Source organism: Streptomyces sp. NPDC051738 (assembly GCF_044453205.1).
GTDB lineage: Bacteria > Actinomycetota > Actinomycetes > Streptomycetales > Streptomycetaceae > Streptomyces.
Window position 1 is genome coordinate 179,319 of record NZ_JBITCM010000016.1, and the last position, 12,697, is coordinate 192,015.

General features: G+C 67.8%; 5 protein-coding genes. 4 read left to right on the forward strand and 1 reads right to left on the reverse strand.

Annotated features, from left to right (window positions below):
- Positions 1 to 25: 25 nt before the first annotated feature.
- Positions 26 to 2,095 carry a carbohydrate-binding module family 20 domain-containing protein gene (locus ACIA8X_RS32870; protein ID WP_399459815.1) on the reverse strand — a complete coding sequence of 690 codons (2,070 nt, stop codon included), beginning with the start codon at positions 2,093 to 2,095 and terminating at the stop codon, positions 26 to 28.
- A gap of 237 nt (positions 2,096 to 2,332) precedes the next feature.
- On the opposite strand from ACIA8X_RS32870, the gene ACIA8X_RS32875 reads away from it, so the two are divergent.
- The 4 genes from ACIA8X_RS32875 (at position 2,333) to ACIA8X_RS32890 (ending at position 12,688) form a co-directional block, all read left to right on the forward strand.
- Positions 2,333 to 3,742, forward strand: a complete 1,410-nt coding sequence (locus ACIA8X_RS32875) for an alpha-amylase family protein (protein WP_399459816.1) — start codon at positions 2,333 to 2,335, stop codon at positions 3,740 to 3,742.
- Positions 3,743 to 3,926: 184 nt separating this feature from the next.
- On the forward strand, positions 3,927 to 5,222 hold the full coding sequence (locus tag ACIA8X_RS32880; protein ID WP_393442178.1) for an RNA-guided endonuclease InsQ/TnpB family protein: 1,296 nt from the start codon (positions 3,927 to 3,929) through the stop codon (positions 5,220 to 5,222).
- 189 nt (positions 5,223 to 5,411) lie between these two features.
- Positions 5,412 to 10,820, forward strand: coding sequence for a pullulanase-type alpha-1,6-glucosidase (gene pulA / locus ACIA8X_RS32885; RefSeq protein ID WP_399459817.1), 5,409 nt, complete (start codon positions 5,412 to 5,414; stop codon positions 10,818 to 10,820).
- A 95-nt stretch (positions 10,821 to 10,915) separates the two neighbouring features.
- Positions 10,916 to 12,688 carry a SpoIIE family protein phosphatase gene (locus ACIA8X_RS32890; RefSeq protein WP_399459853.1) on the forward strand — a complete coding sequence of 591 codons (1,773 nt, stop codon included), beginning with the start codon at positions 10,916 to 10,918 and terminating at the stop codon, positions 12,686 to 12,688.
- Positions 12,689 to 12,697 lie beyond the last annotated feature (9 nt).

Sequence of the window (12,697 nt, forward strand, 5' to 3'; positions counted from 1 at the left end):
GGCCACAGGACGTTGAGCGGGTTGGCTACTTCCAGGTGTCGGTAGAGGTGTTGCCGCTCGACGTTCCCGTCGTGTACGACCGGTTCGTACCCGACTCCCAGGTCACGTTCCCTGAGCTGTCCTTCTTCACGTATTTGTATTCGAAGGTCGTGCTCTTCGGCACGATCACCGACTTGCTCCACGTCGGGTACGACGCCGAGGACAGCGGGATCGCGTCGGCCGTGTTCCAGGAGCCGAGGGAGGCGATCGAGCCGACGACGTAGACGTTGGTGCCCCAGTCGGTCGTGGCGCTGACGTTGAAGGTCACGTCGGTGGCGCCCGCGTCCGCCACGTTCCAGGAGTTGTTCAGACCGACGGCCGAAGTCGTCGTGGTCGCCGAGCGGTTGGCGTTGGACTCCCAGGTGACGTTCCCGGAGCTGTCCTTCCTCAGGTACTTGTACTCGAACGACGTGTTGACCGGCACGCTCACCGCCCCCGACCAGATCGGGTAACCCGTCGACGACAGCTTCACCGCCCTCGCCGGGTCCCAGCCGCCCAGCGCCGCGATCGAACCGACCACGTACACGTCCTGGCCGGACGTCGTCGCCGCGTACTCGTTGAACGTCGCCGTCACCGTCGAGGTGCCGTCGTCCGGTTCCTCGCAGGCCGTGTCGCAGGGCGTGAACTCACCGTCGTAGAAGGCGACCGCGCTCTTCGCGGGGATCGTGAGGATCGCGTTGTCGCCCGACACCGTTACCGTGGTCGAGCCGTTGTCGATGACGTTCGCGTACGTGCCGTCGGCCATTCCGGTCGCGAAGGTGTACGTCGCCGCCGACGAGCCGTTGTTGATCGCGACGTAGCCCGCCGTGCCCCGCCCGAAGCCGATCACGCTCGACGACTTCGTCGACCAGTTGGCCACCGCTTCCGAACCCACCGCGTTGTGCCACTTCACCATGCCGGTGATCGCGGTGTCCCGCTGGAGGCAGGACCAGCCGCTCGCGCAGTTCGTGTCCGTCACGAAGCCGCTGGAGTTCGGCGGTGCCTGGTCCGACGAGGAGAACTCGAAGCCCGAGTACACCGTCGGCGTCGACCACTTGTAGGCGAGCTGGAAGACGTTGGCGAGCCGGTAGGCGTCACCATCCTTGTAGCTCATGTGCAGGCCGTTGCGCTCGGTGTCGTGGTTGGTCACGAAGGACACCGAGTTGGCGGGGGTCAGGACGCCGGACGACGGCAGCGACTCCAGGTCGCTCACATTCCCCTGGAACGCCGACTTCAGCCTGCTCGCGTAGGTGAAGTCCAGGACGTCGCCCGCGGAGTAGTAGTCGGAGGCGGCCGGGGTCGAGCCCGGATACACCTCCTGGAAGATGTACGGCTCCGCGCCCGCGGTGGTGTTGTCCAGCTTTGCCCAGATCGCGTTGAGGTCGGCCACCGGCATGTGCTTGGCCGCGTCGACACGGAAGCCGTCCACGCCCAGCGCGATCTGCTTGTTCAAAAACGCCGCGATGCCCGAGCGGACGTCGTCGTCCTCCGTCTCCAGGTCGGGCAGGCCGAGCAGTTCGCAGTTCTGGATCTCCGTGAGGTTCGACCAGTCGTCGATGATCAGGTCGGAGTCCGCGCACTCGGCGGACGTGTGGTAGTCGTCCGGGTCCCAGTCGGGGGTGTCGTACTTGTTGGTGAGCGTCGTGCCGTTGTAGCCGGTGCCGGTCTGGGCGGCGGTGTGGTTGATCACCGCGTCGGTGTATACCTTCACGCCCGCGTCATGGCAGGCGTCCACCATCGAGGCGAACTGCGCCGCCGTACCGAAGCGGCCGTTCAGGTCGTAGGAGTACGGCTGGTAGACGTCCCACCAGTAGTAGTTGGTCTGCTTCAGCGACTCGGCCGGCGGGGCGACCCACACCGCGCCGTAGCCGTTCGGGCCGAGCACGTCGGTGCACTCGGCGGCGACCGAGTCCCAGTTGTAGGACCAGAGGTTGGCGATGACATCGCCGGAGGTCGTGGCGTCCGCGTGGGCCGGCGTGGTGGGCAGGGCGACGGCTCCGGCGAGGGCGAGTGCGCCGGCCGCCGCGGTGGTCAGGGCCCGACGGAGGGCCCCAGGGGGACGGGGTCTGGTGGTCATGTGCGGCTCCATTACCGGTGTTCGGGATGTCGATCAGCGGTCAGGGACTCAACAACTGGTGAGCGTGAGGGAGTTGAGAAGGGCACGTCAAGGTTGCGGATGAAAGTACTTGCTATGACTTTCAACTCTCTTGCTGTAAACCTTTCGTGGCGGTACGGTCACGCCGGTGCCCGGCAACGAAGCCGCGCCGCGGCGCAGGGGGGACCCGACTGAGCCGCCTTCGCAAGGAGTTCGCCCGTGATATCGAGATGGAATGCGCCCCCGAGGCGCCGTACCGCGACCGCCGCCCTCACCGCGTTCGCCGCAGCCGCCGCAGCGGTCCTCATGGCCCCCGGCGACACCGCCTCCGCCTCCCCGCCCGGCACCAAGGACGTCACCGCGGTGATGTTCGAGTGGAACTTCGCCTCGGTGGCCAAGGAGTGCACCAACACCCTCGGCCCCGCCGGCTACGGCTATGTCCAGGTCTCCCCGCCCCAGGAGCACATCCAGGGCTCGCAGTGGTGGACCTCGTACCAGCCGGTGAGCTACAAGATCGCCGGTCGCCTCGGCGACCGTACGGCCTTCCAGAACATGGTCAACACCTGCCACGCCGCCGGTGTGAAGGTCGTCGTCGACACGGTCATCAACCACATGTCGGCGGGCAGCGGCACCGGCGCCGGCGGCTCGTCGTACACGAAGTACAACTACCCGGGCCTGTACTCGGTGCCCGACTTCGACGACTGTACGAGCCAGATCAGCAACTACCAGGACCGCTGGAACGTGCAGCACTGCGAACTGGTGGGCCTCGCCGACCTGGACACGGGGGAGTCTTACGTCCGCGGCGCCATCGCCGGGTACATGAATGATCTGCTCTCCCTCGGTGTCGACGGTTTCCGCATCGACGCCGCCAAGCACATGGACGCCGCCGACCTCGCCAACATCAAGTCCCGGCTGAGCAATCCGTCGGTGTACTGGAAGCAGGAGGCCATCTATGGCAGCGGCGAGGCCGTCCAGCCCACCGAGTACACGGGCAACGGCGATGTGCAGGAGTTCCGGTACGCGTACGACCTCAAGCGCGTCTTCAACAACGAGAACCTCGCCTATCTGAAGAACTACGGAGAGGGCTGGGGCTATATGAGCGGCTCCGTCGCCGGCGTCTTCGTCGACAACCACGACACAGAGCGCAATGGCGGCACCCTGAACTACAAGGACGGCGCCAATTACACCCTGGCTAACGTCTTCATGCTCGCCTGGCCCTACGGCGCCCCCGATATCAACTCCGGGTACGAGTTCTCCGACACGGACGCGGGCCCGCCCAACGGCGGCTCCGTGACCGCCTGCTGGCAGGACGGCTGGAAGTGCCAGCACAACTGGCCCGAGATCAAGTCCATGGTCGCCTTCCGTAACGCCACCCGCGGCGAGGCCGTCAGCAACTGGTGGGATAACGGGGGCGACGCCATCGCCTTCGGGCGGGGCGCCAAGGGCTTCGTGGCCATCAATCACGAGTCGGGCTCGCTGAGCCGTGCGTACCAGACGTCGATGTCTGCGGGGACGTACTGCAACGTGCAGAACGGCACCACCGTGACGGTGAACTCAAGCGGGCAGTTCACGGCCACTTTGGGCTCCAATACCGCCCTCGCCATCTACGCCGGCAAGTCGAGTTGCTGAGCAGGCGACAGGACGGGTGCCCGGATCCCGCTCGGGGGTCCGGGCATTCTTCTAAGCAGCCAGGAGGGGTTCGAACCGTCGTGTGACCGCGGGGATGCGAACGCACTTGCTCATGGAGTGTGCAGTTTCGATTGATTGCGATCTTTGCGGCGAGGGTGGGTTGCGCGCTCATACAGTGATCGACATGAAGCTCCGGTACAACGCTCGTGTGTACCCGAGCGCTTCTCAGCGCGGTTGTCTGGCGAGGGCGTTCGGGTGTGCCCGCGTCGTGTGGAATGACGCTCTTCGACTACGTCGTGATGCCTATGCGCAGGGTCTGCCGCGCCCGACGGCGGCTGACCTGTCGAAGCGGGTCATCACCGAGGCCAAGAAGACTCGGGGACGGGAATGGCTCGGAGAGGTGTCCGCTGTGGTGCTCCAGCAGTCCCTGCGTGACCTGGAGACTGCGTACAGCAATTTCTTCTCCTCGAAGAGCGGCACTCGCAAGGGCCCGAAGATGTGCCTGCCGAAGGCGAAGAAGAAGACCGCCCGACAGGCGATCCGGTTCACCGCGAACGCCCGCTGGTCCATCACGAAGAGTGGAAAGCTGCGGCTGCCGAAGATCGGCGACATCGAGGTGCGCTGGTCTCGCGAACTGCCCGCGAAGCCGTCGTCGGTGACGGTCATCAAGGACCCCTCCGGCCGCTACTTCGCCTCCTTCGTGGTCGAGGTGGACGGCGAGCCGTTACCCGAGCTGGATGTGGACGAGACAGACACGGGGATCGACCTGGGCCTGGCCTCCTATGCCGTGCTGCGCGGTCGGAAGATCGCCTCCCCAAAGTTCTTCCGTCGCCAGGAGCGCAAGCTCAGAAGAGCTCAGCGGGCCGTGTCCCGCAAGGAGAAAGGATCGAACAACCGACGCAAGGCCAAGCAGGCCGTTGCGAAGATCCATACCCGCATCGCTGACCAGCGGCGCGACTTCATCGAGCAGGAGACCACCCGCATCGTCCGCGAAAGCCAAGCGGTCTATGCGGAGGACTTGAACGTGAAGGGTATGGCCACTCGCGGCGGCAGGCTCGGCAAGAGCGTCCTTGACCAGTCCCTCGGCAGGTTTGTCCGCACCCTGGAGGCCAAGTGCGCACGATACGGGCGAACCTTCGTCAGGATCGACCGATGGTTCCCCTCCACCCAGCTCTGCTCCCTCCCCGGGTGCGGGCGCCTTACCGGTCCCAAGGGCCGTGAGCAGCTGCATGTACGCGCATGGACGTGCACGGGATGCGGAACCCGGCACGACCGAGACGAGAACGCCGAGGCCAACCTACGCGCCGCTGGACGGAAACGTGTTGCTGAGATGCGGCACGAGGCGGAGCGTCAAAACGCCTGTGGAGAGCACGTAAGACCCCGCAAGCCGGGGCGGCGCTTGGTGAAGCAGGAACCCACCCGAAGCCCAGCCGCCGCGCGTGGCGGGGCAGGCGGGAATCGCCCACGTTCACGTGGGTGAGGACGTCAAATGAACAGCTCGGTGGCTGATGCTGGTTTCCGTCAACGACCGTGACACTGCTGGCACAGACGAACTCCCCTGCTGAAAGCTCTTACCGATGGTTTCAAGCCTCTTGCTGTAATGCTTACGGCGGCGATACGTTTCGCGCGGGGTCGGACCCACAGAGCCGTAATCGCAAGGAGTCCATCTGTGATATCGAGATGGCCGTCGCCGTCGAGGCGCCGAACCACCCATGCCGGACGGGTCGCCGCGGTCACCGTGACCGCGTTGGCCGCAGCGCTCGTCCAGCCCCTCGCGGCGCGGGCGGACACCCCGCCTCCGCCGCCGTCCGACGCGAAGCTCGCCGCCGAGCCCGCCCGGCACGACGCCACCCGCGAGCAGTTCTACTTCGTCCTGCCGGACCGTTTCGCCAACGGCGACACGAGCAACGACAAGGGCGGCCTCACCGGCTCCCGCCTCGCCACCGGCTACGACCCCACCGACAAGGGCTTCTACCAGGGCGGCGACCTCAAGGGCCTGACCAAGAAGCTCGACTACATCAAGGGCCTGGGCACCACCTCCATCTGGATGGCCCCGATCTTCAAGAACCAGCCCGTGCAGGGGACGGGGAGCAACGCCTCCGCCGGCTACCACGGCTACTGGATCACCGACTTCACCCAGGTCGACCCGCACTTCGGGACGAACAAGGACCTGGAGACCCTCATCGACAAGGCCCACGCCAAGGGCATGAAGGTCTTCTTCGACGTCATCACGAACCACACGGCGGATGTCGTCGACTATGAGGAGAAGTCGTACGACTACCTCTCCAAAGGCGCGTTCCCGTACCTGACGAAGAACGGCGAGCCCTTCGACGACGCCGACTACGCGGACGGGAAGTCCAAGTTCCCCGCGGTCGACACCGACTCCTTCCCCCGCACGCCGGCCGTCCCGGCAGCGAAGAAGAACGTCAAGGTCCCGTCGTGGCTCAACGACCCGACGATGTACCACAACCGCGGCGACTCCACCTTCGCCGGTGAGAGCTCCACACACGGTGACTTCGGCGGCCTCGACGACCTGTGGACCGAGCGTCCCGAGGTCGTCACCGGCATGGAGAAGATCTACCAGCGGTGGGTGCGGGACTTCGACATCGACGGCTTCCGCATCGACACCGTGAAGCACGTCAACACGGAGTTCTGGACCCAGTGGGCCACGGCGCTGGACGCCTACGCCGCCAAGCAGGGCCGCGACGACTTCTTCATGTTCGGCGAGGTCTACTCCGCCGACACGAACATCACCGCGCCGTACGTCACCCAGGGCCGCCTCGACGCCACGCTCGACTTCCCCTTCCAGGAGGCGGCACGGCAGTACGCCTCCCAGGGCGGCAGCGCACAGAAGCTCGCGGGCGTCTTCGGCGACGACTACAAGTACACGACCGACAAGGCCAACGCCTACGAGCAGGTCACCTTCCTCGGCAACCACGACATGGGCCGCATCGGGTCCTTCCTGAACCAGGACAACCCGAAGGCGACCGACGCCGAACTCCTCGCCAAGGACAAGCTCGCCAATGAGCTGATGTTCCTCAGCCGCGGCAACCCGGTCGTCTACTACGGCGACGAGCAGGGCTTCACCGGCGCCGGCGGCGACAAGGACGCCCGCCAGACCCTGTTCGCCTCGAAGACCGCCGACTACCTCGACGACGACCAGATCGGCACCGACCGCACCCACGCGAGCGACGCCTACGACACGAGCGCACCGCTGTACCGGCAGATCGCAGCCCTCGCCAAGCTCCGCAAGGCCAACCCCGCCCTCACCGACGGCGTTCAGACAGAGCGGTACGCGGCCGACGGCGCCGGCGTCTACGCCTTCTCCCGCACCGACGCCAAGACGGGCACCGAGTACGTCGTCGCCTTCAACAACGCCGGTGAGGCGAAGACGGCGACCTTCGCGACAGGCTCGGCCGGCATGGCCTTCAAGGGGATCCACGGCGGCGACGCCTCGCTGAAGAGCGACGCCGACAAGAAGATCACCGTCACCGTCCCGGCCGGCTCGGCGATCGTCCTCAAGGCGGCCGGCAAGCCCGCCAAGCCCGCCACCGAGCCGACGATCACCCTGAAGGCCCCGGCCGCGGGAGCCACCGGCACGGTCGAGATCGGCGCCGACGTCGACGGCGGACAGCTCAACCGCGTCGTCTTCGCCGCGCAGGTCGGCGGCGGCAAGTGGCGGACGCTGGGCTCCGCCGACCACGCCCCGTACAAGGTCACGCAGGTCGTCGGCAAGGACGTACCGGCCGGAACCGCCTTGCGCTACAAGGCAGTTGTGATCGACTCGGCGGGACGTACGGCGAGCACGACCGCCGAGTCCACCACCGGCACCCCGCCCGCCCCCGAGATCCCCAGTGTCGCCTCTCGCGACTACGCGATCGTCCACTACAAGCGCACCGACGGCGACTACGCGAACTGGGGCCTGTACGCCTGGGGCGACCTCGCCGACGGCGAGGCCACGGACTGGCCGGACAGCCACCCCTTCGTCGGCCGGGACGCCTACGGCGCCTTCGCCTACGTCAAGCTGAAGGAAGGCGCCTCGAACGTCGGCTTCCTCGTCATCGACAAGGACGGCAACAAGGACGTCTCCGCCGACCGCACGATCGACCTCGCCAAGACCGGCGAGATCTGGATCGAGCAGGGCAAGGAGGCCGTACAGACCACCCGGCCCGACTACCCGGCGCAGGACAAGACCAAGGCGGTCGTCCACTACAACCGCGCCGACGGGAACTACGACGGCTGGGGCCTGCACGTCTGGACGGGTGCCGCGAACCCCACCGAGTGGTCGAACCCCCTGAAGCCGGTCAAGACTGATACCTATGGTGCGGTCTTCGAGGTACCGCTCACCGACGGTGCCACCAGCCTCAGCTACATCCTCCACAAGGGCGACGAGAAGGATCTGCCCACGGACCAGTCGCTCGACCTCACCGCCAACGGTCACGAGGTGTGGCTGTTGAGCGGCCAGGAGAAGTACCTGCTCCCGCAGCCCGCCGGCTCGGCGGCCGCGCTCGACCTGACCACCTCCAGGGCGGTCTGGATCGACCGGAACACGGTCGCGTGGAACGGCACCGACAGGGCCGCCTCCACCCAGCTGCTGTACAGCCGGGACGGCTCGATCGCGGTGAAGGACGGCGCGCTGACCAGCGACGACGAGCGTTGGCTGCGCCTGTCCAAGATCACCCTCACCGACGCCCAGAAGACGAAGTTCCCGCACCTGAAGGACTACACGGCCTGGTCCGTCGACCCACGCGACCGCGACCGGGTCCGCGAGGCCCTGCGCGGCCAGCTCGTCGCCTCCCAGCGCGCCGCCAACGGTGCCGTTCTGGCCGCGACCGGCGTCCAGATCGCCGGCGTAATCGACGATCTCTACGCAGGCGCGACGAAGGCCGACCTCGGGCCGACCTTCGACAAGAGCGGCCGTCCGACGCTGGCCGTCTGGGCGCCCACGGCCCAGTCGGCCAAGCTGGAGATCGGCGACTCCACCGTCGCCATGAAGCGTGACGACAGCACCGGAGTCTGGTCCGTCACCGGCCCCAAGTCCTGGAAGGGCAAGGCGTACCGGTACGTCGTCAAGGTCTGGCCGCCCAGCGTCCGGAAGATCGTCACCAACAAGGTCACCGACCCGTACTCGGTCGCCCTGACCGCGAACTCGGAGCGCAGCCTGGTCGTCGACCTCGCCGACAAGTCGCTGGCGCCGAGCGGCTGGTCCTCGTACCGCAAGCCCAAGGCCGTACCGCTGAACGACGCCCAGATCCAGGAGCTGCACATCCGGGACTTCTCGGTCGAGGACAAGACGGCCAAGCACCCCGGCACCTATCTCGCCTTCACCGACAAGGCGAGCGACGGCTCCAAGCACCTGCGGGAGCTGGCGAAGGCGGGCACGTCGTACGTCCACCTGCTGCCGGCCTTCGACATCGCGACGATTCCGGAGAAGAAGTCCGACCAGGCGGCCGTCGACTGCGATCTGGCCTCCTTCCCGGCCGACTCCGACAAGCAGCAGGAGTGCGTGGCGAAGATCGCTGCGAAGGACGCCTACAACTGGGGCTACGACCCGTACCACTACACGGTCCCCGAGGGCTCGTACGCGACCGACCCGGACGGCACCGGCCGTACGGTCGAGTTCCGCAAGATGGTCAAGGCGCTGAACGACGACGGGCTGCGGGTCGTCATGGACGTCGTCTACAACCACACGACATCGAGCGGTCAGGCCGACACCAGTGTCCTCGACAAGGTCGTCCCCGGCTACTACCAGCGGCTCCTCGCGGACGGTTCGGTCGCCAACAGCACCTGCTGCTCCAACACGGCGCCCGAGAACGCCATGATGGGCAAGCTGGTCGTCGACTCGATCGTCACCTGGGCCAAGGAGTACAAGGTCGACGGCTTCCGCTTCGACCTGATGGGCCACCACCCGAAGGCCAACATCCTCGCGGTCAGGAAGGCTCTGGACGCGCTGACCCTGGCCAAGGACGGCGTCGACGGCAAGAAGATCATCCTGTACGGCGAGGGCTGGAACTTCGGCGAGATCGCCGACGACGCCCGCTTCGTGCAGGCCACGCAGAAGAACATGGCCGGCACCGGCATCGCGACCTTCTCCGACCGGGCGCGGGACGCCGTACGCGGTGGCGGGCCCTTCGACGAGGATCCCGGCGTCCAGGGTTTCGCGTCCGGGCTGTACACCGACCCCAACCCCGCTGCGGACAACGGCACTTCGGAGGAGCAGAAGGCCCGGCTGCTGCACTACCAGGACCTGATCAAGGTCGGCCTGTCCGGCAACCTCGCCGCCTATCGCTTCACCGACACCAGCGGCAAGGAGGTCAAGGGCTCCGAGGTCGACTACAACGGCCAGTCGGCCGGTTACGCGGACGCGCCCGGCGACGCCCTCGCCTACGCCGACGCGCACGACAACGAGTCGCTGTTCGACGCCCTCGCGTTCAAGCTGCCCGCCACGACGAGCGCGGCCGACCGGGCCCGGATGCAGGTCCTCGCCATGGCCACGGCAACCCTCTCGCAGGGCCCGGCGCTCTCCCAGGCCGGCACCGACCTGCTGCGCTCCAAGTCGCTGGACCGCAACTCCTACGACAGCGGTGACTGGTTCAACGCCATCCACTGGAACTGCGCCGACGGCAACGGCTTCGGGCGCGGGCTGCCGATGGCGGCCGACAACGCCTCCAAGTGGCCGTTCTCCAAGCCCCTGTTGGGTTCGGTGAAGGTCGGCTGCGAGCAGATCGAGGGGACCTCGGCCGCGTACCGGGACCTGTTGAAGATCCGCTCGACGGAGTCGGCGTTCTCCCTCTCCACGGCCGGCCAGGTGCAGTCGAAACTCTCCTTCCCGCTGTCCGGCAAGGACGAGACGCCCGGCGTGATCACCATGCGGCTCGGTGATCTCGTCGTAGTCTTCAACGCGACCCCCGGGAAGCAGGAGCAGCGCGTCGAAGCGCTGGCCGGCGACGGCTACCGGCTGCATCCGGTGCAGGCCTCGGGCGCGGATCCTATCGTCAAGTCCGCGTCCTTCGACGGGAAAACGGGCACGTTCGCCGTTCCGGGTCGTACTGTCGCCGTCTTCTCACGGGCCCTCTGATACGGCACTAGCTTGAGTGGGGCGGACTCGATCACCGGGTCCGCCCCACTCGTGCGTATGCGTATTCGGGGGCAGGCGACCATGGACGGTTGACGATGGACGGTTACGACAAGCAGTCGGGTACGACCGTGATGGTCGTCGACGACGTCTCGGCCAGTCGCTATGCCATGGGCGCCGTGCTGCGCCGGGCGGGCCACGACGTCGTACCGGTGGCGAGCGCGGGCGAGGCGCTGAGCGAGCTCGACGTGCGGCTGCGTGCGGGCGCCCTGCCCGATGTGGCCCTCGTCGACGTCGGTCTGCCCGACATGAACGGCTTCGAGCTGTGCCGACGGGTCAAGTCCCGGCCGTCCACGGCCGCGCTGCCCGTCGTCCACTTCTCCGCGATGGCCCGGGAGGCGGTGGACCGGTGCCGGGGTCTCGACGCGGGCGCCGACGCCTATCTGACGGTGCCCGCCGAGCCGAGCGAGATCCAGGCCGTCGTCCGGGCCGCCGTGCGCGGGGCGCGTCGAGGTGTCGCCGCCGAGACGGTCGCGCACCGGCTGACGGTGCTGTCCGAGGCGATCGTGGCCGTCCAGACCGCGCGCTGTCTGGGGGAGCTGGCCGACGCCGCCGCCGCGGGCGCGGCCCGGCTCGTCGGCGCGCCCGCCGTCGTGTTCGTCATCGGCCCGGACGGCGAAACGCATTGCGGTACCTCGCGCAGCCGCCTCGCTCTGCCCGACGTCAGTGCCCACGAGTCGGTGGCACGGCTGATCACGCGGATAGCGGAGGGCTGGGGCGGGCGGACCGGCGTGCACAGCGTCGTCGTCCCCGCGCCGCTGTGGCCCGCGGGCTTCTTCAAGCCCGGCGTCAACGAGGACGCCAGCCTGGTACTGGCGCTCACCCGGGAGGGCGGTGCCCAGGTGTGCATTGCCACGCAAGCACGTCAGGCGACGGTACCTGCAGCGCCCTTAAGGGGCGCGGGACTGTATCGATATGCGGCTCCGCCGCGATGGGGGTCCCCCCGCTCGAGCGAAGCCGAGAGTGGGGGAGCGACCAGCCACAACGAACCCGCAGACGACCGACGGCATCCCGCGGCACTTCCTATCTCGGCACCGCCCGCGGAGCGACCCGCGGAGCGCCTCGCACAGGCCACCGCCCTCGCCGCCGAGCCGCTGCTGATGTACCAGGCGGAGCGGGACATCGCCCTCACCCTCCAGCACAGCTTCCTGCCCCAGCCGCACCGGCTGCCCCATCTGCAGGGCGTCGACCTCGTCGTGCGGTACGTGCCCGCGTCCCGGCAGGCCGAGATCGGCGGGGACTTCTACGCCGCCCTGCGCACGGAGGAGGGGGTGCTCACGGCGGTCGGGGACGTCGTCGGGCACTCGCTGGAGGCGGCCACCGTCATGGTCGAGATGCGGCACGCGCTGCGCGCCCACTGCGTCGAGGAGAGCGACCCGAGGGCGCTGGCCGAACGGCTCGACCGGATGCTGCAGCACTACCACCCCGACGTCACCGCCACGGTCTGCCTGGCCCTGGTCGACCCCGGGACCGGGCGGGTCCGGATATCCAACGCGGGCCACATCCCGCCGCTGCTCGTGCGGGCGGAGGACAAGGCCGAGTACGTCCCGGTGGACGGCCCGCTGCTCGGGCTCGGCCTGGACCGGCCCGTGCCGAGCGAGCTGGTGCTGGCCCCGGGGAACCGCCTCCTCATGGTCACCGACGGCCTCATCGAGACCCGGGGCATCGCCCTCGCCACCTCCATGGAGCAACTGCGCACCGCCGCCTCCGACGCCCCGGCCGGCCTCGACCCGCTGTGCGACACGCTGCTGGGCTGCTTCGGCCGGGACCGGGAGGACGACATCGCGATGCTGGCGCTGCGGTTAGGGTGAGCGCTGCTG

What these genes read in the sequence shown, in the direction of transcription:
- ACIA8X_RS32870 (WP_399459815.1), bottom strand. Translation starts at nt 2,095, where the DNA reads ATGACCACCAGACCCCGTCCCCCTGGGGCCCTCCGTCGGGCCCTGACC.
- ACIA8X_RS32890 (WP_399459853.1), top strand. Translation starts at nt 10,916, where the DNA reads ATGGACGGTTACGACAAGCAGTCGGGTACGACCGTGATGGTCGTCGAC.
- ACIA8X_RS32880 (WP_393442178.1), top strand. Translation starts at nt 3,927, where the DNA reads ATGAAGCTCCGGTACAACGCTCGTGTGTACCCGAGCGCTTCTCAGCGC.